At 64.9% G+C, this 23,707-nt stretch carries 30 protein-coding genes and 1 riboswitch; of the genes, 19 read left to right on the plus strand and 11 right to left on the minus strand.

The genetic code is table 11. The features are described 5' to 3' along the window. Positions 1 to 5: 5 nt before the first annotated feature. A complete protein-coding gene (locus ACVIHF_RS39215) occupies positions 6 to 371 on the minus strand; it encodes a methylamine utilization protein (protein WP_076824951.1) in 366 nt (121 codons plus the stop codon). Positions 372 to 587: 216 nt separating this feature from the next. On the opposite strand from ACVIHF_RS39215, the gene ACVIHF_RS39220 reads away from it, so the two are divergent. Continuing rightward, complete coding sequence (locus tag ACVIHF_RS39220; RefSeq protein WP_141342493.1) at positions 588 to 3,494, plus strand: EAL domain-containing protein; 2,907 nt, start codon at positions 588 to 590, stop codon at positions 3,492 to 3,494. An 88-nt stretch (positions 3,495 to 3,582) separates the two neighbouring features. Here the strand turns inward: ACVIHF_RS39220 and ACVIHF_RS39225 are convergent, their stop codons facing one another. After that, on the minus strand, positions 3,583 to 4,131 hold the full coding sequence (locus tag ACVIHF_RS39225) for a sigma-70 family RNA polymerase sigma factor (RefSeq protein WP_016847265.1): 549 nt from the start codon (positions 4,129 to 4,131) through the stop codon (positions 3,583 to 3,585). Continuing rightward, on the minus strand, positions 4,131 to 4,334 hold the full coding sequence (locus tag ACVIHF_RS39230) for a NepR family anti-sigma factor (protein ID WP_018269610.1): 204 nt from the start codon (positions 4,332 to 4,334) through the stop codon (positions 4,131 to 4,133). Before ACVIHF_RS39230 ends, ACVIHF_RS39225 begins: the two co-directional genes overlap by 1 nt. A gap of 270 nt (positions 4,335 to 4,604) precedes the next feature. On the opposite strand from ACVIHF_RS39230, the gene ACVIHF_RS39235 reads away from it, so the two are divergent. Then, positions 4,605 to 5,417, plus strand: a complete 813-nt coding sequence (locus ACVIHF_RS39235) for a response regulator (RefSeq protein ID WP_016847263.1) — start codon at positions 4,605 to 4,607, stop codon at positions 5,415 to 5,417. Positions 5,418 to 5,498: 81 nt separating this feature from the next. Here ACVIHF_RS39235 and ACVIHF_RS39240 read toward each other — a convergent pair whose 3' ends face one another. Continuing rightward, entirely contained in the window at positions 5,499 to 6,710 is a 1,212-nt protein-coding gene (locus ACVIHF_RS39240; protein ID WP_456793607.1) for a cytochrome P450, read from the minus strand. 115 nt (positions 6,711 to 6,825) lie between these two features. On the opposite strand from ACVIHF_RS39240, the gene ACVIHF_RS39245 reads away from it, so the two are divergent. The 3 genes from ACVIHF_RS39245 to ACVIHF_RS39255 all read left to right on the plus strand — a co-directional run bounded on the left by ACVIHF_RS39245 (position 6,826) and on the right by ACVIHF_RS39255 (position 8,727). Further along, positions 6,826 to 7,548: a TetR/AcrR family transcriptional regulator gene (locus ACVIHF_RS39245; protein ID WP_253609809.1), complete on the plus strand. Its 723-nt coding sequence runs from the start codon at positions 6,826 to 6,828 to the stop codon at positions 7,546 to 7,548. A gap of 102 nt (positions 7,549 to 7,650) precedes the next feature. Then, entirely contained in the window at positions 7,651 to 8,532 is an 882-nt protein-coding gene (locus tag ACVIHF_RS39250; protein WP_310882005.1) for a DMT family transporter, read from the plus strand. 57 nt (positions 8,533 to 8,589) lie between these two features. After that, a complete protein-coding gene (locus tag ACVIHF_RS39255) occupies positions 8,590 to 8,727 on the plus strand; it encodes a hypothetical protein (protein WP_310882004.1) in 138 nt (45 codons plus the stop codon). A 28-nt stretch (positions 8,728 to 8,755) separates the two neighbouring features. Here ACVIHF_RS39255 and ACVIHF_RS39260 read toward each other — a convergent pair whose 3' ends face one another. Continuing rightward, the gene (locus ACVIHF_RS39260; RefSeq protein ID WP_310882003.1) at positions 8,756 to 8,998 is read right to left on the minus strand and encodes a hypothetical protein; all 243 of its coding nucleotides are present in this window, start codon (positions 8,996 to 8,998) and stop codon (positions 8,756 to 8,758) included. 193 nt (positions 8,999 to 9,191) lie between these two features. Here ACVIHF_RS39260 and ACVIHF_RS39265 point away from each other — a divergent pair, with 193 nt between their 5' ends. The 4 genes from ACVIHF_RS39265 to crcB all read left to right on the plus strand — a co-directional run bounded on the left by ACVIHF_RS39265 (position 9,192) and on the right by crcB (position 10,276). After that, positions 9,192 to 9,368, plus strand: coding sequence for a hypothetical protein (locus ACVIHF_RS39265; RefSeq protein WP_194295308.1), 177 nt, complete (start codon positions 9,192 to 9,194; stop codon positions 9,366 to 9,368). Between the two features lie 37 nt (positions 9,369 to 9,405). Then, positions 9,406 to 9,528 carry a hypothetical protein gene (locus tag ACVIHF_RS39270; RefSeq protein ID WP_256521238.1) on the plus strand — a complete coding sequence of 41 codons (123 nt, stop codon included), beginning with the start codon at positions 9,406 to 9,408 and terminating at the stop codon, positions 9,526 to 9,528. A gap of 62 nt (positions 9,529 to 9,590) precedes the next feature. Further along, positions 9,591 to 9,651: riboswitch (Fluoride riboswitch) on the plus strand. A gap of 68 nt (positions 9,652 to 9,719) precedes the next feature. Then, positions 9,720 to 9,893 carry a hypothetical protein gene (locus ACVIHF_RS39275; RefSeq protein WP_225161321.1) on the plus strand — a complete coding sequence of 58 codons (174 nt, stop codon included), beginning with the start codon at positions 9,720 to 9,722 and terminating at the stop codon, positions 9,891 to 9,893. Then, positions 9,890 to 10,276 carry a fluoride efflux transporter CrcB gene (gene crcB / locus ACVIHF_RS39280; RefSeq protein WP_310882002.1) on the plus strand — a complete coding sequence of 129 codons (387 nt, stop codon included), beginning with the start codon at positions 9,890 to 9,892 and terminating at the stop codon, positions 10,274 to 10,276. Before ACVIHF_RS39275 ends, crcB begins: the two co-directional genes overlap by 4 nt. 187 nt (positions 10,277 to 10,463) lie before the next feature. On the opposite strand, the gene ACVIHF_RS39285 is transcribed toward crcB, so the two are convergent. Next, the gene (locus ACVIHF_RS39285) at positions 10,464 to 10,718 is read right to left on the minus strand and encodes a hypothetical protein (protein ID WP_310883143.1); all 255 of its coding nucleotides are present in this window, start codon (positions 10,716 to 10,718) and stop codon (positions 10,464 to 10,466) included. A gap of 203 nt (positions 10,719 to 10,921) precedes the next feature. On the opposite strand from ACVIHF_RS39285, the gene ACVIHF_RS39290 reads away from it, so the two are divergent. From ACVIHF_RS39290 to ACVIHF_RS39315, 6 genes are all read left to right on the plus strand, one after another. After that, the gene (locus ACVIHF_RS39290; RefSeq protein ID WP_092086575.1) at positions 10,922 to 11,143 is read left to right on the plus strand and encodes a hypothetical protein; all 222 of its coding nucleotides are present in this window, start codon (positions 10,922 to 10,924) and stop codon (positions 11,141 to 11,143) included. 72 nt (positions 11,144 to 11,215) lie between these two features. Next, the gene (locus tag ACVIHF_RS39295; protein ID WP_310883142.1) at positions 11,216 to 11,896 is read left to right on the plus strand and encodes a transglutaminase-like domain-containing protein; all 681 of its coding nucleotides are present in this window, start codon (positions 11,216 to 11,218) and stop codon (positions 11,894 to 11,896) included. Positions 11,897 to 11,939: 43 nt separating this feature from the next. Continuing rightward, positions 11,940 to 12,866: a DMT family transporter gene (locus ACVIHF_RS39300; protein ID WP_310883141.1), complete on the plus strand. Its 927-nt coding sequence runs from the start codon at positions 11,940 to 11,942 to the stop codon at positions 12,864 to 12,866. Between the two features lie 83 nt (positions 12,867 to 12,949). After that, the gene (locus ACVIHF_RS39305) at positions 12,950 to 13,132 is read left to right on the plus strand and encodes a hypothetical protein (protein ID WP_310883140.1); all 183 of its coding nucleotides are present in this window, start codon (positions 12,950 to 12,952) and stop codon (positions 13,130 to 13,132) included. A 136-nt stretch (positions 13,133 to 13,268) separates the two neighbouring features. After that, positions 13,269 to 13,442: a hypothetical protein gene (locus tag ACVIHF_RS39310; protein WP_310883139.1), complete on the plus strand. Its 174-nt coding sequence runs from the start codon at positions 13,269 to 13,271 to the stop codon at positions 13,440 to 13,442. Between the two features lie 352 nt (positions 13,443 to 13,794). Then, positions 13,795 to 14,187, plus strand: a complete 393-nt coding sequence (locus tag ACVIHF_RS39315; RefSeq protein ID WP_092086566.1) for a hypothetical protein — start codon at positions 13,795 to 13,797, stop codon at positions 14,185 to 14,187. 141 nt (positions 14,188 to 14,328) lie between these two features. Here the strand turns inward: ACVIHF_RS39315 and ACVIHF_RS39320 are convergent, their stop codons facing one another. The 3 genes from ACVIHF_RS39320 to ACVIHF_RS39330 all read right to left on the minus strand — a co-directional run bounded on the left by ACVIHF_RS39320 (position 14,329) and on the right by ACVIHF_RS39330 (position 16,542). Then, positions 14,329 to 14,772 (minus strand): hypothetical protein, encoded by a 444-nt coding sequence (locus tag ACVIHF_RS39320; RefSeq protein ID WP_310883138.1) that lies wholly within the window; start codon positions 14,770 to 14,772, stop codon positions 14,329 to 14,331. Between the two features lie 178 nt (positions 14,773 to 14,950). Continuing rightward, on the minus strand, positions 14,951 to 15,322 hold the full coding sequence (locus tag ACVIHF_RS39325; RefSeq protein WP_310883137.1) for a DUF883 family protein: 372 nt from the start codon (positions 15,320 to 15,322) through the stop codon (positions 14,951 to 14,953). Between the two features lie 107 nt (positions 15,323 to 15,429). Then, a complete protein-coding gene (locus ACVIHF_RS39330) occupies positions 15,430 to 16,542 on the minus strand; it encodes an AI-2E family transporter (protein ID WP_310883136.1) in 1,113 nt (370 codons plus the stop codon). Positions 16,543 to 16,770: 228 nt separating this feature from the next. Between ACVIHF_RS39330 and ACVIHF_RS39335 the strand changes: the two genes are divergently transcribed. The 3 genes from ACVIHF_RS39335 (at position 16,771) to ACVIHF_RS39345 (ending at position 18,506) form a co-directional block, all read left to right on the plus strand. After that, complete coding sequence (locus tag ACVIHF_RS39335) at positions 16,771 to 17,583, plus strand: L,D-transpeptidase (protein ID WP_310883135.1); 813 nt, start codon at positions 16,771 to 16,773, stop codon at positions 17,581 to 17,583. Between the two features lie 27 nt (positions 17,584 to 17,610). Then, positions 17,611 to 18,240 carry a DUF2865 domain-containing protein gene (locus ACVIHF_RS39340; RefSeq protein WP_310883134.1) on the plus strand — a complete coding sequence of 210 codons (630 nt, stop codon included), beginning with the start codon at positions 17,611 to 17,613 and terminating at the stop codon, positions 18,238 to 18,240. Between the two features lie 110 nt (positions 18,241 to 18,350). Continuing rightward, positions 18,351 to 18,506 (plus strand): Thivi_2564 family membrane protein, encoded by a 156-nt coding sequence (locus ACVIHF_RS39345; RefSeq protein WP_016842974.1) that lies wholly within the window; start codon positions 18,351 to 18,353, stop codon positions 18,504 to 18,506. 397 nt (positions 18,507 to 18,903) lie between these two features. On the opposite strand, the gene ACVIHF_RS39350 is transcribed toward ACVIHF_RS39345, so the two are convergent. Together ACVIHF_RS39350 and ACVIHF_RS39355 are read right to left on the minus strand one after the other, a co-directional pair. Further along, positions 18,904 to 21,066: a malate synthase G gene (locus tag ACVIHF_RS39350; RefSeq protein ID WP_456793608.1), complete on the minus strand. Its 2,163-nt coding sequence runs from the start codon at positions 21,064 to 21,066 to the stop codon at positions 18,904 to 18,906. A 205-nt stretch (positions 21,067 to 21,271) separates the two neighbouring features. Then, entirely contained in the window at positions 21,272 to 22,519 is a 1,248-nt protein-coding gene (locus ACVIHF_RS39355; protein ID WP_200844478.1) for an MFS transporter, read from the minus strand. A gap of 79 nt (positions 22,520 to 22,598) precedes the next feature. Here ACVIHF_RS39355 and ACVIHF_RS39360 point away from each other — a divergent pair, with 79 nt between their 5' ends. Further along, positions 22,599 to 23,597, plus strand: a complete 999-nt coding sequence (locus tag ACVIHF_RS39360) for an AraC family transcriptional regulator (protein ID WP_253604667.1) — start codon at positions 22,599 to 22,601, stop codon at positions 23,595 to 23,597. The last annotated feature ends 110 nt before the right edge of the window (positions 23,598 to 23,707 follow it).

Here is a 23,707-nt window from a genome sequence, read left to right on the forward strand (position 1 = left end):
GGCGGCTATTTGGCGACGTGGACGGCGAGCTTCATCTTCGGGTGAATGCCGCACAGCACGGTGTAGTCGCCGGGCACCGAGAAGGTGACGTCGAACTTGCTGCCCGGCTGCTGGTCACCCGAGTCGAAGCTGAACGTATCAGTGCTCAAATAAGCGTGATGCAGCAGTTCGCCGTCATCGTTAACGAACCGTAAAACCTCACCCCGCTTGATCGAGATCTGCGCGGGTTTGAATTCACGATCCTTCTGCGAAATGACATAAGGGGCTGCGCCCAAAGCTGCTCCAATAAGCGCTCCAGTGACGATCGCCGCCGCAAACGGCAGGCGGCCGAACTGGCCCAGGCGCAAGGCGCGCAACAAGCCTGACTGCATGAGACCCCCGCTGAACCTCGAACACCAAATATCGGCTATCCCGGCTGCAAATGTGGCTCCCGGATCACCTGTAAGGGTGATTATCGCCAGCTGATCTTAACGATTTCAGCATGAGTTCCAGTCACTACTAAAGCAATTTTGAGCAGACAGTTATTTTCCGCAGTGCTGCGCGTTTCTGCGTAGCTTGAGTATCGAGCACTACGGCGAAACGCGGGCATGGACAGCCTATTTGGCAACCTCAAGGTAAAGAGCGGTGCGGCCTTTCGGTTCGCAACCGTCCGCCTTTCGCGTCTTGCCCTGACCAAGGGTTCGATCCGCAGCCAGATTCTGATTTTTTGCCTTGCGATGAGCGCCGTTGCGGTCGCCCTCGGCGGGTACTCCATCCTCGGCATCCGCCATGCCGGCGATCTGGTGGCCAAGACGTTCGACGAATCCCTTATGTCGATCAACTATGCACGCGCGGCCGGTGCGGATTTCGCCGCGATGCGGGTCGCCTCGTCGCAACGCCTGCTGACCACGGATCCGGAGATTCGCGCCAATCTCGATGGCCAGATTGAAAAGCTCGCGAAGACGCTCTCGGAAGACCTGGCGATTGCTGCCGATCGGTCGCAATCCTCGCGCGCTGCGCAAGCCGCCGCTAAGGTTCAGGAAGCCGCCGACGCCTGGATGGCGCTGCACCGGCGCGCGATCGGATCGTCCACGGAGGGCAGCGCGGCGGCCGATCCGCGCGCACCGGGTGCGACGGTCGGCGATGTCGATCGCTACTCCAAGATTGTCAGTCAGCAGGTCGAGCTGCTGGTCAATTATACGGCCGGCGATGGCTTCCTGTTCAGGCAAAAGGCGCTCTCGACGATCAAGCGGGACCTGCAGCTCAACGTGGCCGGGCTGACCGTCGCGCTGTTTCTGTCGGCGCTGTTTTCGTGGCTGCTGGCGCGCCGCATTATCGGGCCGGTCGCGATCGCATCGCGGGCCGCGCGAAGCATCGCCGGCGGCGACCTCGACGCGACCATCCCCAAGGGCGGGACCGACGAGCTTGGCACGCTTCTGACCGCAATGGAAACGATGCGCGACAACATCCGGCGGATGGTCAATCAAGAAGTATCGCAACGCCGCTCGGCGCAGGCACGGCTTTCCGATGCGCTCGAAACGTCGCGTGAGGGCGTCGTGCTGCTCGACGCGGATGGCCAGGTCGCGCTGGCCAACTCGCGCGCGAGTGAATTCATCCGTCTCTCGCCGCAGCTCCTGCAGTCGAATCCGCTCGATGCCGCCAGGCTGGCGCCTGCCGACGGTGACATCGATGGCTTTGCGAGCGAGGCGCAGCTTGCGGATGGACGCTGGCTGCGCGTCAGCCGCAGCGAGACGCAGGAGGGCGGCGTCGTCCTCGTCTACAGCGACATCTCCGCGCTGAAGCAGCAGAAGGCCGAGCTGCATGAAACCAATCTGCGGCTCGACGCGGCGCTCACGCACATGTCGCAAGGATTGTGCCTCTATAACAGCGAGGCGCGGCTGCAAGTCGCCAACCGCCGGTTCTGCGAGATCTTCGATATATCGCCGGAGCTTGTCGTTCCCGGAATGACCATGGAGGAGGTGCTCGACCTGAGCATCGCCGCGGGCAATCACGGCGAGCGGACCGTCACCGACCTGCTGGCGGAGCGCGAGCGCTCGATGGCCCTGCACGACGGCAATTATCTGCAGCATCTCAGCGATGGACGGATCATTGCGATCGCGCAACGGCCGACATCCGATGGCGGCTGGCTCGTCACCTGCGAGGACGTCACCGAACAGCAACGGGCGGAATCGCAGATCGCGTTCATGGCCCGGCACGATGCCCTGACCAAGCTGCCGAACCGGACGTTGTTGGCCGAGCGGATCGAGCTGGCGGTTGCGCAGGTCGGCCGCGGGCTCGGCTTCGCGGTGTTCTGCCTCGATCTCGATAATTTCAAGCAGGTCAACGACACGCTCGGGCATCCGGTCGGCGACGAACTGCTGTGCGCGGTCGCGGACCGGCTCAACGCCTGCGTCCGCGAGGTCGACACCGTCGCGCGTTTGGGCGGCGACGAGTTCGCGGTCATCCAGTGTGGCGTCCAGGGCGGCGACGAGGCCGAACGCCTCGCGCGCCGCATCGTGGAATGCGTGGGTGCGCCGTACGAGCTGAACGGGCATCGCGTCGTCGTCGGATGCAGCGTCGGCATCTCGATGTCGCCGGGCGACGGCACCACCGGCGAGAAGCTGCTGAAGAACGCCGACGTCGCCTTGTACCGCGCCAAGATGGAAGGCCGCGGCACCTGGCGCTTCTTCGAGCCTGCGATGGACGCCAGCCTGCAGCGGCGTCGGGCGATCGAGCTCGACCTTCGCGAGGCGATGGTCAAGGACGAGTTCTCGTTGTTCTACCAGCCGCTCTACGATCTCCATCTCGACCGCATCTGCGGCTTCGAGGCGCTGCTGCGCTGGCATCACCCCAAGCGCGGGCTGGTGCCGCCGGACCAGTTCATCCCGATCGCGGAAGAGATCGGCCTGATCGGCCCGCTGGGAGAATGGGTGCTCAATCGCGCCTGCGAACAGGCGACGACCTGGCCCAGCGAGATGAAGCTCGCGGTCAACGTATCCGCGGTCCAGTTTCGCGATGCCGACTTCACCGACGTCGTCGTCGGCGCGCTCGCGACGTCAAAATTGTCGCCGCGCCGGCTGGAGCTCGAAATCACCGAGTCCGTGTTCCTCGCGAACAGCAACGAGACGCTTGCAACACTGCACAAGCTGAAGGCGCAGGGAGTGCGCATCGCGCTGGATGATTTCGGTACCGGCTATTCCTCGCTGAGCTATCTGCGCAGCTTCCCGTTCGACAAGCTCAAGATCGACAAATCCTTCGTGCGCGATGCGACCGCGACGCATGGATCGAAGTCGATCGTCCGCGCCGTCATCAGCCTCGGCAGAAGCCTGGGCATGACCACGATCGCGGAGGGCATCGAGACCGTCGAGCAGCTGGATCATATGCGGGCCGAAGGCTGCAACGAGGCGCAGGGCTTCCTGTTCAGTCACCCGGTCCCGGTGACCGAAATCGCAGCCAAGATCCTCGAATTGAGAAACGGCTTCAAGCCGGCGTCCGTCAAGGCGATGGCCAGCTGACGGCGCGCTCAGCGTCACCGGGCCTTGCAGGCCAATATAAAAAGGCGGCCCTCGGGCCGCCTTTTCTCATCTATCGCCGTGGTCTCGCTTAGCCGCCATTGCCGCCGATCACGGCACGCACGGTGTTGTCGGGGCCGAAATCCTCGGCGCTGTCGACATAGAGCAGCGCGGAGAGCTTCGATCGCGCGCGGTTGACGCGGCTCTTGATGGTGCCGACCGCGCAGCCGCAGATTGCCGCGGCATCCTCGTAGGAGAAGCCGGACGCGCCGACCAAAATCAGCGCCTCGCGCTGGTCCTGCGGCAGCTTTTCAAGCGCGGCGCGGAATTCCTCGAATTCCAGATGCGCCGCCTGCGAAGGCTGGCTCTTCAGCGTCTTGGCATAATTGCCCTCGGCATCCTCGACCTCGCGCCGCCGCTTCCGGTAGTCGGAGCGAAACAGGTTGCGCAGGATGGTGAACAGCCACGCGGGGAGGTTCGAGCCGGGCTGGAACGAGTCGATGTTGGCGATCGCGCGCAGCAGGGTCTCCTGCACCAGATCGTCGGCGCGGTCACCATTACCGGACAGCGAGATCGCGAACGCGCGCAGGCTCGGGACCGACGCAAGGATATCGTCGCGAAGTTCATTCGTGAGAGGCATTAGTCCCCTCCATTGTTCTTGTCGGTATCGCCCCCGGCGACGGCCGCCGCCGCAGCCTCCGGCCCGTCGAGTTTGCGGATCAGCTCCGCAAAGCGGTCGGGTACGCCCTGTCGCACCACGTCATCGTACATGGCGCGAAGCTGGTGGCCGATTCTCGATTGAATCTCGGCGTTGAGACCGCCCTGCTTCTTTACTTCCTTCATGATGTGATCCACGCTTCCCCGGGAGTTAAGTCTCTGATTTCCAAGTCGTTTCCTCGAAAAAAGAGGCTGGCCGCGTTGCCTCGTCGGTCTGGAGCTAATGCAAAGTTGCGCAGAAAGTTCCGGAATGCTGGAACTATTTCGTGGAACTTTTTCGGCTTTCGCGCGTAGTCGGCGATGCAGGGGAACCGGGGTCGTCCCAGAACTGGATTCTGCCGCCCCCAGACAACGGGTTTCAGGCCGCCAGGCCTCACGAACAAGGATGGAGTGGGAATGTCCCGATCGCAGATCGTTGCCGAACACCTTCCGCTGTTGCGCCGTTACGCTCGCGCACTGACCGGAAATCAGGCGTCGGGGGACGCCTATGTCGGGGCCATGCTCGAGGCCCTGTTGCAGGATGGATCGTTGCTGGATCAGACCCACGGGCCGCGCGCCGGCCTGTTTCGGCTGTTCACCCAGATCTGGAATTCGGTGTCGGTGAACAACAACGACAATGCCGACGTGGCGACGCTGTCGCTGCCGCCGGAGCGGCGGCTGTCCAACATCACGCCGCTGCCTCGCCAGGCCTTCCTGCTGCTGTCGCTCGAGGGCTTCTCGGAGGAGGAGGTCGGCTACATTCTCGGCACCGATATCGCCGAGACGCGCAAGCTCACCGATGCCGCCGGCCGCGAGATGGCCGCCGAGATCGCCACCGACGTCCTGATCATTGAGGACGAGACCTTCATCGCCATGGACCTCGAGAGCCTGGTGAAGAATCTCGGCCACAACGTCATCGGCGTTGCGCGCACGCATTCCGACGCGGTGGCGCTCGCCAAGAACAAGAAGCCCGGCCTGATCCTCGCCGATATCCAGCTCGCCGACGGCTCGTCGGGCCTCGATGCCGTGAACGAGTTGCTGCGGACCTTCGAGGTGCCGGTGGTGTTCATCACCGCCTATCCCGAGCGCTTCCTGACCGGCGAGCGGCCGGAGCCGGCATTCCTGATCTCAAAGCCGTTCCAGCCGGCGATGGTGTCGGCGGTGGCGAGCCAGGCGCTGTTCTTCCAGCGCAACTCGCGCAACCGCACGCCGCGCGCGGCGTCGGCATGATCTGAATTTACGCAAGGGAGTAAAATCCAGACCGGCGTGCCGAAAGGTACGCCGGTCTTTTTCAAGCCTTCGATAGCGACGTTACTTCGGCGTCACGCGGACCGGCATCGTGCTGAGTGCCCGCAGGCCCGAGCTGTCGCGGAAGGCTGTGGGGCCTGCGATCTCGAGCCGTTTGACGCGGCTGGCGAGCGCTGTGATCACGGCCTCGGCTTCCAGCCGCGCCACCATCTGCCCGACGCAGCCGTGGATGCCGACGCCGAAGCCCATGTGTCCGGAGAGCCGCCGTCTGACGTCGAATTGGTCGGCATGCTCCCAGCGCGTCTCGTCGCGGTTGGCGGAGGCGAGCAGCAGCAGCACCTTCTCGTGCTTGCCGATCCTGACGCCTGCAATCTCGGTGTCATGCGGCGTGGTGCGGAACACGAACGGCGCCGGTGAATCGAAGCGCAGCGTCTCGTCGAATGCCGCGCGCGACAACGACGGATCTTCCGCAAGCAGCGACCATTGCTCGGGATGGCGCGCAAGCGTGTACAGCGCCATGCCGATCGCGCTGATCGTGGTGTCAAGCCCGGCCGAGAGCAGCGAACGCACCAGCAATGGTGCTTCCTCCGCGCTGATCTCGCCGGCGTCGGCTGCCTCATAGACCTGCGCGCCAAAACTGCCCGGGCGCAGCGCCTCGCGCCGGCAGCGCGCCGTGACCCAGGGCAGCACGCGGGGCGCCTGCTGCATCAAATCGCGAAAATAGTCGTTCTCGGGCCCGAAGCCGGCGAACACCATCGCGCCATAGGTCAGGAAGTTCTCGCGGCCCTCCTGGTCGATGCCGAGCGCGTCGGGAAACACGCTGACCGGAAACACCTCCGCGATGTCCTTGATAGCGTCAAACGATCCGCGCTCGACCAGCCCGTCGATCAGCGTTGCGGCCTTCGCCTTGAAATCATCCGCGAGCCGCCGCATCGCGCCGGGCGAGAGGATCCGCGCCAGCACCGCACGGGTTCGGGTGTGCAGCGGCGGATCGGCTTCCAGCACGATGCTTGGCGGCCGCCACGGCTTTTCCGTGAAGTGGTTCGCAAGTCCCGCGCCGCCGGCGTTGCTGAAATTGACATGGTCTCCGAAGATCGTCTTGACCTCGGCAAAGCGCGGCACCGCCCAGATGTCATATTTGGTCAGGCGGACGACCGGCGCCGCGGCACGCAGCTCCGCATAGGTGCCGTAGGGATCGGCCCGCGTCGACGCGCTGAACGGATCGAAATCGCTGCGGGCCATTTCGCCTGCAAGGGAGCTCGCTTGGCTGCTCATCGGGTCCTCCCGTCTTGTCATTAGTTAATTGACCATAGTCAATTAACTCGCATAGTGCAAGGGCGGGGTTGCCATTGGGGCGGGTGCGCGGCATGGAGGCGCGAGGCAGATGGGGATGTCGATCGTGGAGCGAGCCAAAGGCGCACGGCGCTTTCAGCGCAGGGCGCGCCAGGAGGCCGACAAGGAGGCGCTGAAGGCGCTGATCCTTAAGACCGCGCGCAAGGAGTTCGCCGCCGGCACGCTGGAGACCGTATCGATCCAGAAGATCGCCGACGCGATCGGCTACTCCAAGGGCACCGTCCTCAAATATTACCCGACCAAGCTGTTGCTGCTGCTCGCGGTGAAGCAGCAGAATCTCGAGGCGGTCGCCGAACGCCTCGAGCGGGTCCGCGCGGAGACGGCCGACAGCGATCTGCGGCTGCGGCGCGTGATGGAAACCTATCTCGATTACTGGGCCGACAATCCCGATCACTTCCGCTCACTGTTCTCGATGTCCGGTACGATCGAGGACCGCCGTTTTCCCGACGGCGTCTATTTCGGCGAGACCGAGATTGCGCGCCGCAGCTACGAAATGTTCGTGATCTCGGTGCGGGAATTTCTGGCGGCACATGGCGCCGAGCCGGCGCCTGGCCTGCCGCAGCGGCTCGCAACCGCGCTGCTGGCGGCGACCCACGGCGTGGTCGCGCTCGCGCTCGGCACGCCGACCATGAAACTGCCCGACATGCGCGGCACCGGCCGCCTGCTCATCGCAAGCCTGATCGATGCCTGGACGGCCAGGCTTGCCGCCGCTCGGAAAAACGACGGCTGGCCGCGGATCACGATCGGCACCTTCGCCTGACGGAGCGGTGTCCGCACGTGCCGCGCGTCCCTGCATAGGCCACGTCCCCCTCATACGCGAAGCGATGTGGAATCCCGGGCGTTCGCCTGCTAAGCGCCGCCCATGGATACGACGCAGCGCGATAGAACGGTGGGCTTTCTCTGCCTGGTGGTGACGGCCTTCGGCTGGGCCCTGAACTGGCCGCTGATGAAGCTGTTGCTGCAGCAATGGCCGCCGCTGTTCGCCCGCGGGCTTGCCGGCACCTGCGCGGCGGTGATCCTGGGTACGCTGGCGCTGGCCCGCGGACAATCGCTCGCCGTGCCGCGCGAGGCGATCCCGCGGCTGCTGTTTGCCTCCTTCACCAACGTCTTCGCCTGGATGGGCTTTGGCACCATCGCGATGAAATTCGTCACGGTCGGAGAGGGCGCGCTGCTCGCCTACACCATGCCGATCTGGGCGATGCTGTTCGCCTGGCCGGTGCTGCACAGCCGCCCGACGCTGCGGGATCTTGCGGCGCTGGTGCTCGGCGTCGCCGGCGTTGCGCTCCTGCTCGGCAGCAATGGCTTTGCGTTCAGCGCCGACAAGCTCACCGGTATCGCGCTGGCGCTCGCCTGCGCCATCCTGTTCGCGCTCGGCAACGTGCTGAATCGCAAGCCGCTGCCGATGCCGCCGCTCGCGGTGGTCGCCTGGCAGGTCGGCATCGGCTGCCTCGTGATGCTCCTGCTCGGCATCCTTTTCGAGCATCCGAACTATGCTGCGATCACGCCGCTCGGACTCGGCTGCTTTGCCTATATGACGCTGATGCCGATGGGGATCTGCTATCTCACCTGGTTCGAGACGCTGCGCCGCCTGCCGCCGACATCGGCGTCAACGGGCATGCTGCTGGTGCCTGTCATCGGCGTGGTGTCGGCCGCGATCATTCTTGGTGAGCCGCTGGGCCTGCGCGAGATCGGCGCCATGGCACTGACGCTCGGCGGCGTGACGCTGGCGCTGCAGCGGGCCTGACGCAAAGGAGGGAACGGACATCGGCGCATCGCGTTCTCCCGAAAAGGGAGCTTGGCCATGCGCAAGGCGATCGCGCGGCTTGATGCGGAGCAGAGGGCGCAACTGCTTTATCTCGCAGATCTCGGCACGGCGATGTTCACGTCGGCCCTCGTGGTGTGCAGCCTGAAGGCGATTGTCGACCTGTTCGCGAGTTGAAACTGCCAACCCTTGCGCCAACGCGCCCTCAATCCTCTTGCGGCGCGTCCCCTTGGGTGTGCCCCTCAGGGCCTCGGTTGAACACCCCATAATCGCTCGATTTCACTCCTGCCCCCCCATCGACGCCAATGCCGGCCAGACCGAGCTTGAGCAGCTCGCGGACCGCCGCGGCGCGGGTCGGCATGCGGTGCTTGAAGCGGAAATCGTCGAGGGCTGCCAACTCCTCCGGCGATAGCATGACCTGAAGACGCTCAGCGCGAAGCTCATTCATCGCAAAACACCCAGACTTAGCTTGTTGAGTAATTTGCTAAACCGCCAAACTCGCGTGTGGTTCCATCGGTTGAGACAAAAACGCTGATTGAGTAAATTTATCAAATGAAATCAATAGCTTAGATAAAAAATAAAGGAACGGTCCGGCCACCCATCTCGTTATGCTGCTGGAGATATGCTGCTGGAGAGATGCCATGACCAACCACGTCAAGCTTCCCCGCAAGCTATCCGAGGAGCCGGAAGCCCCGAAACCGCGGCGTCCGAGCCACGCGAAAGTCATCGAGCAACTGGACCGCTGGGCCAACAGCCCCGGTCTTCAACCGCCAAAGGTCGATAATGCAGAGGACGATTCAAAAGCGGAAGCGATCTGAACCCCACACATTCGAGCAGCGCCTCGAGGAACACCGCGTGCGACTTGAAAGCCGGCTCGCGCAACTGCCGCGCGGTGCCGAACGCGAGCAGATCGTCGCGCGCATCGAGCAACTGCGGACAGCCGTCGAATTGAACGCGATGCTGTCGACGGCCGGCTGAGCCGAGAAGCGAAACGGCGGAACGGCCCACTTGCTCCCGCCGCTCCACCCGCCTACCATTCCCATGTTGATGGGGATGGAGTCCCCCGATAACCGCCGCAAGGCTGATGACTCCTACCGGGCGCGACAGCGTCGGTAGGAGCATGCGCCACCGCCGACCCGCCGTGTCCCGCGAATGAGAAGGGACAGCGCATGACGGGTCTTCCTGGTTCACTCTCAATCGCATTGTCGCTGGTCGGGTCGATCTGGCTCGTCGGTGTCGTCGCCCTGCTGGTCGGCGCGCCGGGCGAGCTGGTCGCGGCGACCTTCGTGCTTGGGTTGGTGGCGGGCTTCGTCGAATGGCGAGCCGGAAAGGTGGAGCATTGAACGTTCAGTTGTTGGCGGCGGTCGCGATCGGCGGTTCGCTGGGATCGGTCGCGCGCTATCTGGTGGCGATCGGCGCGGGGCGCCTTGTCGGCACGGAATTTCCCTGGGGCACGCTGGTGATCAACATCGTGGGTTCATTCCTGATCGGCGCCTTCGCGGAGGCGTTCGCGCTGAGCTGGAATGCCAGCCAGGCGATGCGGGTGTTTCTCACCGTCGGCATTTGCGGCGGCTTCACCACCTTCTCGACCTTCTCGCTCGATGCGATCGTGCTGATGCAGCGCGGCGAGCTATGGTCGGCCGGCGCCTACATGGCAGCCTCCGTTGCGCTTTCGATTCTCGCGCTGTTCGGCGGCCTGCTGCTGGTGCGGGCGTTCACGACTTGATGGTCAGCTAAGCGGTCGCTTTTCCGTCATCCTGAGGAGCGCGGAACGCGCGTCTCGAGGGATGCACGGCCAGGCTAGTGGCCGTACATCCTTCGAGGCTCGCCCAGCGGCGCAATTGCGCCGCAAGGCTCGCACCTCAGGATGACGGGGCGAAATTGACGAATGGATATACCAGTCTCGCTAGGCGCTAATCAGTCGCGCGGCGGCCGGTGCGTGGATTGAGCGGTGCGGTCGGCGGCCGTCTCAGCGCCTCGGGCAGGAACGGCTCGCCGCGCTTCGGCGTGGCGTCGGCGCGCACATCGGCGGCCCATTGCGCACGTTCGTGCGGCGTCTGGTTGTCGTTGAAGCTTCGCTTCACATCGACGCCGTCGACGGGATCGTTGACGCCGTTCCGGCTGGCGGGATGGTCGACGCCGCTGTGGATGTCACTGGAGTTGCCCATCGCGGCCTCCGTGCTCGGCGGATCCGGATCAGGATTTGATCCTGGATCCAGGACTTCTGCACCAACGTGGCCGGCGCAAGCGCCGTTCCAAAAAAGTGAAGGGCCGGAGGTACCGTCTGCCGCCCGGAATCCTTGGCGCGTCCGGGACCAGCCGGTAGGATGGAACCCGGATGGAAGCCAGGAACCAAAGGAAAGACCGGGGAATGAAGCACGTCGACGTCGCGGTGATTGCTGCCACGCTGTGGCTGCTGGCGTCGATGGTGCTGGACATCCTGACGCCGAAGTCGATCACCGCGCTCATGATCGCCGCCGCGCTGGCGCCGCCGTTTCTGATCGGGATCGGCATTCATTTCGCACGTGAGTATTTCAAGGCGAGGCGGCGCAGCTACCCGCCGCCGCAGTTGGACGAACACTTCAAGAACTGAGCGGGGCAGGGCTGCGGAAGGGGGCTGCACGTGCTGCATTGAACTGCGCAGATGGCTTGCTAAGCTTGTGCCATGACCGAGCAGCTCCCCGATACGATCAGCCGCCTCTACACCGACCCTGGCGAATATGTCGACAGCGACCATCCCGCCGTCGAGGCGTTCGCCCGCGCCGCCGTTCCGTCTGACGCCAGCGCGCGCGACAAGGCGCGCCGGCTCTACACCGCGGTGCGCGACGGCATCCGCTACAACCCCTATGTCAGCATGCGCTCGCCCGAGAGCTACCGGGCCTCCAGCGTGCTCGCCGCCGGCAACGGCTACTGCGTCGGCAAGGCGGCGCTCTATGCCGCGGCCTGCCGGGTCCACGGCATCCCGGCGCGTGTCGGCTTCGCCGATGTGCGCAACCATCTCACCACCGAGAAGCTGCGCCAGAGCATGGGCTCGGACCTGTTCACCTGGCACGGCTTCACCGACGTGTTCGTCGATGGCGCCTGGCGCAAGGCGACCCCGACCTTCAACGACACGCTGTGCGCCAAGCTTGGCGTCAAGCCGCTCGATTTCGACGGCCACGCCGACGCGCTGCTGCATCCCTTCGACGGCGAAGGGCGCGCCTACATGCAGTATGTCAACGACCACGGCAGCTATCACGACGTCCCCGCCAAATTCCTGATGCGCGAGATGGCGCGCGAATACGCCAACATGCAGGGCGAGGATCTCGCCGGCCGCGACATGGAGCGCGAGGCGGCCGAGCAGTAGCGGACGTCTGAGCCGATCGCGCGCCGGCTGAGGGGGCGGTGTCATGGATGCGGAGCTGCCGAAGGCGCAGGTCAGCCGCCCCGCCAAGGGCTGGGAGGACGCGGTCGCGCTGACGGGCTTCATCCTGGTCGCGGTCGGGCAGGCCTCCAACCAGGTTCTGGCGCGCGGCCTTGCCGGCTCGGTGCCGCCGTTTTCGCTCGCCTTCTTCCGCTGGAGCATCATCGCCATCGGCCTCGCCCCGTTTGCGATCGCAGCGATCCGCGACGGCAAGATCCCGCTGGCGCAGAACCTCTGGCCGATCTTCGCCGCCGGTTTCCTCGGCATGTTCCTGTGCGGCGGCCCGGTCTACATCGCCGGCATCACGACCACGGCGATCCACATCGCGCTGATCTTCGCGCTGTCGCCGATCATGGTGCTGCTGATCTCGGCGGCGCTTGGCATCGAGCATATCGGTCCGCTGCAATGGCTCGGCACGGCGCTGGCGCTCGGCGGCGCGCTCCTGATCGTCTCGGGCGGTCATCTGGAAACGCTGACGCAATCGAGCGCGGCCTGGGGCGATCTCCTGGTGGTATGCGCGATGCTCGGCTGGTCCGGCTACACGCTGCTGCAGTCGCGCGTCGCGCCGCGCGCCTCGCTGCTGGCTCGGGTCAGCCTGTTCTCGGCGGCCGGCGCGCTGTGCTCGCTGCCGCCGGCGCTCCAGGAGATGTGGGCTACGCCGGCGGAGGTGTTCAACACCCGGGCGCTCGAGGCCTATGTTTTCGCCGGCCTCGTGCCCGGCCTGATCGCCTATGCGGGCTTCGCCTGGCTCGGCGCGAGATTCGGCTCGGTGCGGAGCTCGCTGGTGCTCTACGTCGCACCAATCGCGAGCGCGCTGCTGTCCTGGATCATCCTTGGCGAGCCGCCGAAGCTGATCCATCTGGTCGGCGGCCTTTTGATCCTCGGCGGCGTCTGGGCCAGCCTGCGCAAATAGATCCAGTTCCCTCCCAAGGTGCAACCATTTCCGGCCTCGTGCGTTGAATCCGGCGTTGATTCAAGAGCTTAGTCGGAGGTCGCATGAATCTTACTCCCCAGCAGCGCAAGGACCGTGATGCGCAGCGCCAGCAAGACGCATCGCAGGCGATGAAGGAGCATCGCGCCAGCGAGAAGGCGTTCTACGACAACTTCCAGCGCCTCAAGGCCGAGCGGCAGGCGCGCGAAGCGGCGGAGTCACGGAAGGCGAAATCTGATTCGAAATAAGCGCTTGGAGCCACACCAACCAATCCGGATGGCCCGGATCTGACCGAACGAGAAGGAGCGGAAGCGAGGGGGCGAGCACGGCGCAAACGAGCTCGCCCCGAAGACGAGAAATCTCCAGGCTTGTGGAGGACGTCAGATGTACTTTGCCGATCAGAAAACGGTCACCTGCAAATGCGGTGAGCCCTTGAGCGAATTGATGCTCGTCGACGACCAGACAACCGGAATCAAGTTTCACGTCGGTCGTTGCCCGTCATGCCATGAAGTGACGGTTGTTCGATCCCAGGACATGCCATCGAACGACAATGCCTGACGCGGACGGTCCTCTCGCGAGTGGGAGGACCGGGCCTTTGGTTTCAGATTTTTCGATCGCGACCGGTGAGCGACAGGCCGGCTGACGCATCGTTCGCGGCACACCAGAAAAAGAGCAGGGCGCGACCGGCATCACCACGGTCGCGCCCTACGTCGCCGGTCAATGGGGCAGGGGGAATAACCGGCTCTTCCAATGACTCGCACACCCCCTGAGTCGTTCCGCACAAGCGAAAATATTTTCGTACACGGTTAAGTGATGGCCGGACGCGAGAACCCCGCGGGTTTCGTTCGCGTTGTGTCCGGGATCGCCAAGGGATCGTCGAGCGAATTTCCATGGGGCGAGGGACATCACCATGTCAAAGATTCAGATGGGAATTTTCGCTGCGCTGGCGGCTGGGCTGACGCTTGGCGCCGTCCAGCTGGCATCTGGCCACGATCTCATCGGCCGCCAGCAGGTCACCACCGCACTGGCGCCGGAGAGCGCCGTCAATCGCGCCGCCAAGACCGACCGTGCCACGGTTCCAGTCACCGGCCTGCCGAGCCGGACCGTTGCGCTGAAGGTCGAGCGGCTTCCCGATACGTCGGTGCTGGTCCGCGTCCCCGTGGCCAAGGAAGAGGCGCGCCATCGCCCCGCAGTGCCGGCTCGGGCCCGGCCCGGCGACACCCGCAAGGTGGCCTGCGAGCCCGTGGTCAGCGTGCTGACCGAAGTGGCCAAGCTGCTGCAGCCCGGCCGCTGCGTGACCTGAGTAGGTGTCATCGCCCGGCTTGTTTGGTTTGTCCGGGCGATCCAGTATTCCAGAGACAGCCGTTATTGAGCCGATAGGGCGCGGCGTACCGGATCGCCGTCGCGGGCGATGACGGCGGAGCTTGGTAGCTGGCCCGGTAGCCTACTTCTCCTCCTCGTCCGCCTCGCCGCTGCTGGCGGCGCTGCGGCTTGCCATCAGGCCGAGTGCGAGGCCGCCGATCGCCAGGATCGGGATCAGCCGCTTCACGCCGATGGCCCGCACGATCTGCAGGCCAGTGGCGACCACCACCGGATCGGCGAACACATTGGCCGCGGCGGCCTTTGCCGCCTTCTCGGCGCGGCGGCGCATCTCGCGCTTGCGCACGATGTAGACGCTGGCGGCGATCAGCGTGACGACAAGGAACAGCGCGGCGCCGGCGAGGCACGCTTCCACCGGCCCGTAATGCTGCAGCACGTAGACGAAGGCGGCCGCGCAAAGAAAGGCGATGGTGATGAACAGCGCGATCGCGGCGGCCGCGGCCAGCGACGTCAGCCGCAGCGCGTTGCCGGTGGAATCCTTGACGTCATTGATCAGCCGCTGAAGCATCGACCAGCCCTGCCCTGAACCTTGCCTTGAATCTTGCCTTGAGCCTTGCCTTGAGCCTTGCCTTGAAAAGCGCATCGACAAACGCGGCGGCGGCGCGCCAGCGCCGCCATCGCATCCAGAGGGGTGGTTTCCGCGTGATCGCCACTATGGGGCTCATCCCCCGGAGACCGCAGATTGCCTAGCGGCGCCAGGTGACGCCGATCAGGAAGCCAAGACCGAGCGCAAGGCCGACCGTCGCCAGCGGCCGCTGGGTGATCATATCTTCCAGCGATTCCTCGATCGAGGATGCGGCATCCTGCGCCGCGCCCATCATCGCGCTGCCGCGCTCCGACATGTCGTCGAGTGTATCTTCCGCACTGGCGCGCGCATCCTTGTAGCGGCGGCGGGCCTGCTTGCCCGCGTTGTTGGCAAACGAGTTCAGCGCGTCGGTGATCTGTTCGGTGAGGGCGGCGATATCGTTCTTCACGGCGATGACATCCTTTTCAAGGCGTTCGTAGGTCGCTTTGTCCGTCATGTTCTTGATCCCAAATGCGCTGTCCGTGCTCGACATCGAAAAGCTCCCGGAGAACTTGCGTGCTGGAACAAAAACGCGCCGCGCGGTGCATGGTTCCAGCCGTGAAACTTTCAGCGGTGCCGGCTTCGCTTGAGAACGCCTTGCTAGTCTTCCGGCAGCTGCGGCGAATTGACCGGCATCAAATGCTCCTTGACGATCAGCGCCACGATCAGGAGCGGCGACGACAGGAAGGCGCCCATCGGGCCCCACAGCCAGGTCCAGAACGCCAGCGCCAGGAAAACTGCCAGCGCGTTCAGCGACAGCCTGCGGCCGACGATCGTCGGCGTGACGAAATGTCCTTCCATGAAGGTCACGACGGTAAAACACGCCGGCGCGATCAGCCCGGCGCCGATGGTCGGCGAGGCGATGATGCCGACCGCGACCAGCACGACGAACATCGCAATCGGCCCGATGATCGGAACGAAGTTCAGCGTCGCGGCGAGCGCTCCGAGCCCGGCCGGGTTTGGCATGCCCGTTGCCGCGCAGATCGCGCCGGTGATGATGCCGACGCCGACATTGATCATGGTCACCATCAGGAGATAATTGCCGAGATGGGTCTCGACCTCGTTGAGGATGCGCAGCGTACGCAGCCGCGCCGTGCGTTCGCTGAATGCCATCACCAGTGCGCGGCGCAGATCCTTCCAGCTTGCGATGAACAGGATCAGGGTCGCGATGAACAGCAGGAATTCGGCGAAGGTCGGCGACAGGAATTCCAGCGTCGGCTGCACCCATTCGAATTTCGGCAGTTGGAGCGTGGCCAGCGTATCGGAGCCGCCGACCATGGTCTGCAATTCCTGCCACAGCGCGAGCGGCCGGTCGAACACGTGCAGCTTCTCCTTCAGGATCGCGCCGAGCTCGGGCAGCCGCGAGCTCCACTCCATCACCGGCGAGGCAATCAGCCCGACCATGAAGCTGACGGCGGCGCCGACCGTGATCACGATGACGACCGCGCCGAGCGCGCGCGGAATCCGATAGCGTTCGAGCATGCTCGCCGCCGGCGACAGCATGGTGCCGACGATGAAGGCCATGGTGATCGGGAGGAAGAAGGCGCGTGCGAAATAAAGCACCGCGACAATGACAATAACCAGCAGGGCCATCAATGCGAAAGCGACGGCCTCGGCGCGGCTGACAACCGGCGGCAGTTCGATCTTGCTGTCGGGGACTGGCGTGCCTTCGGGCGCTTTGCCAAGCAGGTCTTCACTTGGAAAGGCGCGCACCGAACTCCTCCCGCGTGAGGACGAACAAGCCCGTCGCGTGGTCGCCCCGCGCGTCGAATGGCGCGATGACAACGGGCCGCTCCCCGGAAAGTTCCGTCGCGCGTTCGTGAGACGTGACGGGTTGACAATCGCGGCTTCGCGACGATTCGCGGCGGAACCGACTCGCGACCATCCGCGTTGGCCGGGCATCGCATCACCACGATGCGCATCCCGTCCAGGGGGCAGCACATGACACAGCAGTCTGTTTCCAGCCGCCGGCTTGCGTCGCGCGCCGCGCGCACCCTTGCCCTCGCCAGCGTCCTGTTTGCGACGCCGTTTGTCGTCACCACGTCGGCCAGCGCCCAGGTCCGTTCTTCCGCGCTCGGCTATGCGTCGACGCAGCCGGGCGCATTTCCCGCCGACGAGGTGATGAACGACCCCTCGAGTGGGACCGGCGAGGACGGCGCGCTGCCGGAGCGGCTGCGCCGGACCACCGTCGCGCTCAACACGACCGAGGCGCCCGGTACCATCATCATCGATACCGGCAACACCGCGCTCTATTACGTGCTCGGCGGCGGCCGGGCGATCCGCTACGGCGTCGGCGTCGGCCGCGAGGGGTTCACCTGGGCCGGCACACAGACCATCAGCCGCAAGGCCGAATGGCCGGACTGGCATCCGCCGGCCGAGATGATCAGGCGCCAGCCCTATCTGCCGCGCTTCATGGCCGGCGGCCCGGGCAACCCGCTCGGTGCGCGCGCGATGTATCTCGGCTCCAGCGAATACCGCATCCACGGCACCAACGATCCCTCGACGATCGGCAAGTTCGTGTCGTCCGGTTGCATCCGCCTGACCAATGAAGACGTTTCCGACCTGTTCAGCCGGGTCGATGTCGGCACCAGGGTCGTGGTGCTGCCGAAGACCGCGCCGCACCTCGCCGCGCGTGCGCTCGGCCCGACCACGACCCAGATCTCGGTCCGCCCGGCACAACCGCGGCCTGCGGTGACGACGCTGCCGTCCGGCCGTCAAGCAATGAACATCCCGACGGCTTCCTCGTTGTACTGACGATCGATATTGTACTGAGGGCCGGTGATGGTGACGCGATACTCCAGGCGGTGGGCGTTCGGGACCGCGGCAGTGCTTGGCCTGTCCCTTGCGCCTGCGGCGCAAGCCCAGGATTTCTTCTCGCAACTGTTCGGCGGCTTGATGCATGGCCGCCCGCCGATGATTCGGATGCCGTTCGACGATGGGCCGCCTATGATGCCGCGGGTCGAGCGCCGTCCGCGCTATGACGTCGGCCAGGCCTATTGCGTGCGGACCTGCGACGGCCGCTATTTCCCGCTCGCTGCGACCGGCAACCAGAGCAAGGCGGAAAGCTGCAACAGCTTCTGTCCGGCGAGTGCGACCGAAGTGGTCTATGGCGGCAATATCGACAACGCCGCGACGGAAGACGGCAAGCCGTATTCCGAGCTGCCGAACGCGTTCCGCTATCGCGACGAGCTGGTCTCGGGCTGCACCTGCAACGGCAAGGACTCTGTCGGCCTCGCCGCGGTGAAAATCGAGGACGATCCGACCTTGCGCAAGGGCGACATCGTTGCCGGCAAGGACGGGCTGATGTCGGTGAGCCGTCCGGACCGGCGCGGCGCGCAGCTCAACTTCACGCCGGCGCCGGATCGCATCCGCGCCAAATATGGCCGGCCGGCAGTGGTGGCGCGCGAGTAGCGTCGATCACACCTCGGCGGCCGCTTTGTTCCTGGCGCGGAACCGGCCTGCCTCCTGCACGTTAGCAAAGGGCGAACAGCACATTCACCGATGCCATCAGGGGGCTCCGCATGCTCGTCGGCGTACTCGTCACCTTCCTTGTCGTTATTCTCGTTCTTTATCTCATCAACATGCTGCCGCTCGACGGCCGCGCCAAGCAGATCGCGCGCGCCGTCGTCATCATCATCGGCATCGTCTCGCTGCTGAAGTATCTGGCGGTGTTCTAGATCCGTCATTGCGAGGAGCGAAGCGCAACCATCCTCATCGTCGTCCCTGCCTGGTGCGCAATTGCGCACTAGGCAGGGACGACAATGGCGGCGGTCGTGATTCAAGTTGTCAAACAGCTTCTCGGTGTCGTCACCCGCGCATGCATGAGCGGGGGGTGACACGGCGAGGGCGTCTGCACGATTTCGGGATAATGGAAATGTAGAGCTGATTTGCCCGACGAGTCAAGTCGCCGTATCCGCCGGCACCTTTGCATGGGGTTGTTTTCGATAATTTGGCAGTGCGCCCTTGCGACGGCAGGTGATCGCGTCCGGCTCTTCCCGGCGTTACTTGCGGCGCCAACAAAAAAGCCCCGGCTTATCGCCGGGGCTTTTGCTTGTCGTTGCGATCGCTTGCAGATCAGCCCGCGGCCTTGGCCTCGCGGCGGCGCGCGGTGAGGATGTATTCGGTGTAGCCGTTCGGCTGCGTGCGGCCCTCGAAGATCAGGTCGCAGGCGGCCTTGAAGGCCACGCCATCGAACGCGGGCGCCATCGGCTTGTAGAGCGAATCGCCGGCGTTCTGCTTGTCGACGACGACGGCCATGCGCTTCAGCGACTCCATCACCTGGTCCCTGGTGATGACGCCCTGATGCAGCCAGTTCGCGAGGTGCTGGCTCGAGATGCGCAGCGTGGCGCGGTCCTCCATCAGGCCGACATCGTGGATGTCGGGCACCTTGGAGCAGCCGACGCCCTGGTCGATCCAGCGCACGACGTAGCCCAGGATGCCCTGGCAGTTGTTGTCGATCTCCTGCTTCACGTCGTCGGGCGCCCAGTTCGACTGCGACACCGGAATGGTGAGGATGTCGGAGAGCTTTGCGCGCGGCCCGCCCTTGGCGAGCTCCTGCTGGCGGGCGATCACGTTGACCTGGTGATAGTGCAGTGCGTGCAGCGTGGCCGCGGTCGGCGACGGCACCCAGGCGGTGGTGGCGCCGGCCTGCGGGTGGCCGATCTTCTGCGCCAGCATGTCGGCCATCTTGTCGGGCGCGGCCCACATGCCCTTGCCGATCTGGGCATGGCCGGGCAGGCCGTCGATCAGGCCGTTGTCGACGTTCCAGTCCTCATAGGCCTTGATCCACGGCTGCGCCTTCATGTCGTTCTTGCGGATCATCGGACCCGCTTCCATCGAGGTGTGGATCTCGTCGCCGGTACGGTCGAGGAAGCCGGTGTTGATGAACATGATGCGCTTGGAGGCGCGCTGGATGCAGGCCTTGAGGTTGACCGTGGTGCGGCGCTCCTCGTCCATGATGCCGACCTTCAGCGTGTTCTCCGGCAGGCCGAGCATCCTTTCGACCTCGGCGAACAGGTCGCAGGTCAGCGTCACCTCGTCGGGGCCGTGCATCTTCGGCTTGACGATATAGGCCGAGCCGGTGCGGCTGTTCCTGACCTTGGAATTGCCCTTGAGGTCGTGGATCGCGAGCAGGCCGGCGACCGCGGCATCCAGGATGCCTTCCGGGATTTCCTCACCCTTGGCGTCGAGCACGGCGTCGGTGAACATGTGGTGGCCGACATTGCGCATCAATAGCAGGCTGCGGCCGTGCAGCTTCAGCTCGCTGCCGTCGGGCCTCTTGTAGACGCGGTCGGCATTGAGCGAGCGGGTCAGCGTCTTGCCGCCCTTCTCGAAATCGGCCGACAGCGTGCCGTTCATCAGGCCGAGCGTGTTGCGATAGACCAGCACCTTGTCCTCGGCGTCGACGGCGGCGACCGAGTCTTCCATGTCGAGAATGGTGGAGACCGCCGATTCCAGGATCATGTCGGCGACGCCGGCCGGGTCATCCTTGCCGATCACGTTGTTGCGGTCGATCTTGACCTCGACATGCATGCCGTTGTTGACGAGCAGGATCGCGGAAGGCTGGGCGGCGTCGCCCTGATAGCCGGCGAACTGGGCGGCATTCTTCAGCGCGGTCGAGTTGCCGCTCTTCAGCTTGACCGAGAGCTGGCCCGCGATCACGGCGTAGGAGGTCACGTCGGTGTGGCTTCCGGTCGCGAGCGGCACGGCGGCGTCGAGGAAGGCCTTCGCCTTCGCGATCACCTTGTCGCCGCGGGCCTTGTTGTAACCACGGCCAGCCTCGCTCGGATCGTGCGGGATCGCGTCGGTGCCGTAGAACGCGTCGTACAGCGAACCCCAGCGCGCGTTGGCGGCGTTCAGCGCGTAGCGGGCGTTGGTGAGCGGCACCACCAGCTGCGGCCCGCAGATCTTGCCGATTTCCTCATCGACATTTGATGTCTCGACCTTGTGGGTCGCGGGCTCGGGCAGCAGGTAGTCGATGTCCTTGAGGAACGCGGTGTAGGCGTTGATGTCGAACGCCTTGCCCTTGTTGGCGCGATGCCAGTCGTCGATCTTGGCCTGCAGCGTGTCGCGGACCGCGAGCAACTCGCGGTTCTTCGGTCCGAGCTTCTGGATGATGGCGGCAAGTCCGGCCCAGAACGCATCCGGGGCGATCCCGGTTTTCGGCGTCGCCTCCTTGGCGATGAAATCGAACAGGACAGGGGCGATCTTCAATCCATGGGCATCGACACGAGTCATGATGGGCTTTCTCAAAGAAATGGGGCGTTTAGGGGCTGTTTTCAGAAGAAATCAGCAAAAAACGCGCCAAAGGGCCGCGTTCACGGCCCTTTTAGCCCTAAAGTCCCGGTTCTGAGAAGGCCCCCTTTCCGGCCCCACGCGCACCGTCACGCGGGCGGTCACCCTGAATTTTCCAAACGCCGGGGTTCGCTCCCGGAAAGACCCGTCAGGGCGCCCCGGTGCGTACCTTGCTGGCGATCAGCAATGCAGCGAGCACCAGGGGAATTGCGCCCGCTACGAACACAGCGGCTGCGCCCATCAGATCAAGCACCAGCCCGCCGCCGGCCGCGCCCATGGTGATGCCGAGGAAGATCGAGGCCACGGTCAGTCCGGTCCCGCTCTCGGTCTCGTCGGGCACCATGCGGGTGATCCAGGTCGTGGTCGCGACCGGTACGCCGCTAAAGGCAAATCCCCAGAGTGCGACCAGCACCAGAGCCGGAATGACGTCCTTGCCAAAGACCGAGAGCAACAGACCGATCACGCTGATCGCCAGCGGCATCGCGATCAGCGTGAGCTTGAGTTTGCGCTCGGCCATCAGCCCGCTCGCGAACGAGCCGAGGTAGTTCGCGACGCCGAAGGCAAGCAAGGTCGCCGCAACTCCGGCGGCGCCCAGCCCGGTCACGCTCTCGAGGAATGGACGGATATAGCCGAAATAGCCGAAGTGTCCGGTGAAGACCAACGTTGCCGCCAAGATGCCGGCGCCGATCCCCGGCCGTGTCAGGATGTCGATCAGGGTGTCGAGCCCGGCTTCTCCCCTTGGGGCCAAACGCGGCAGAGCGAGTGCCTGGATGACGAATACCGCTGCGCCCAATGCCGTCGCGAGCAGGAACACGGAGCGCCAGCTCGCCACCTCGCCGAGATAGCTGCCGAGCGGAACGGCAATGATCATCGCGGCGGGAATGCCGCTCATCACGATCGACAAGGCCCGGGCAACCAGCGACGGCGGTACCAGCCTGATCGTCGTCGCTGCCGCCATCGCCCAAAACCCGCCGATGGCAAGGCCGAGCACGATCCGCGCGGCCAGCAGGAACGTGATGCTCGGCGCCAGCGCCACCAGCAGATTGGAGATCACCAGGAGAATCGAAAAGCTGAGCAGCACCGGCTTTCGATTGAACCTGCGCGTCAGTGTCGGCGTGAACAATGCTCCGACCAGCCCGGCCAGCGAGGTCGCGGTCACGGCCTGACCGGCGAGGCCCGGACTCACACCGAGATCGCGCGCCATCGGCGTCAACAGACCGGACGGCAGGAACTCGGCCGTCAGAAGTGCGGTGACGCCCAGCATCATGGCCGCGACGGCGCCCCAGGCGGGCCTTTCCGGTGAGGCCGGCTTGTCACCAACCTTGAGCGCGGCGTCGCCCGGCATCAGCGCAACGGCATCGGCGTGCGCCAGAGCGGGGTCCACTTCTTGATCCATTGGCCGAACCTTCCATCTATGTTGCACCGCCGCAGACATAGGCTGGAGGTTTTGGACGATCTATGCCATAAACGCTCCAATGTTTGATCATTCGTCCAGATCGTCCACCGCCGATACGACCGACGCCGCCGTCGATCTGGTGAGCGAGTTGCTGCTCGGCATGCGGCTTGAGGGCGTTCACTACCGTCGGGTCGAGACGCGGGCGCCCTTCGGGTTTCGGTTCGAAACGCCGTACGGACGCGCGCAATTCCACTTCGTTGCACATGGCACGGCACTTCTGCGCTACGCCGATGCGACGCTGCTTCCCCTTGGATGCGGTGACGCGATTTTCCTGCCGCGCGGCGGCGCGCATGATCTTGTCTCGGCCCCGGATGAGCCGAGTTGCGACGTCGAGCGTTTCAAGACCGAGACGCTATGCGGCAATGTCGATGTGACATCGGCCTGCCCTGAAGGATGCCCGCAGGACGAGTCGGTCCTGGTCTTCAGCGCCTGCATGAATTTCGATCTTGGCGGCATGCGCCCGCTGATCGCGCTGATGCCGGAAGTGATGCGGGCCGACACCTTGCTTGCGCGCCAGCCGGAAATCGAACCGATGCTGAAGGCCATGGAGCGGGAGACCTGCACGCCGCGGGCCGGCTCCGTCGGCGTGATGGCGCGGCTCGCCGATGTGCTCGCCGCGTCGATCGTGCGTGGCTGGGTCGAATGCGGCGGCGACAACGCCATGGGCTGGTTCGAGGCCTTGCGTGATCCGCGTCTCGGCCGCGCGATCGGCGCGCTGCATCGTGAGCCCGGCCGCAACTGGACTGTTGCTGAATTGGCGGCGGAGGCGGGTTGCTCGCGTTCGCTGTTCGCCGAGCGCTTCCAGGCCATGACCGGGCAATCGCCGCTGCGCTATCTTGCCGAGTTGCGCATGCGTCTCGCGACACAGTGGATCAAGCATGAACGCCAGCCGATCGATGTGATCGCGCAGCGGCTTGGCTATGCGTCACAGGCGGCGTTCAGCCGCGCGTTCAAGCGTGTCACCGGGCAATCGCCGGGGATGGTACGGCACGGGGCCGAAAGCCGCGCGGCGGAATAGGCCTCAACACCGCCGGATGCCCCGCTGCAAGCGGGGCATCCGGTACGCCGCGGCCTATCGGCTCGATAATTGCTGTCTCTCGAATACTGGATCGCCTGGACAACAAGCCG

The sequence above is a fragment of the Bradyrhizobium sp. USDA 4506 genome (assembly GCF_054058795.1).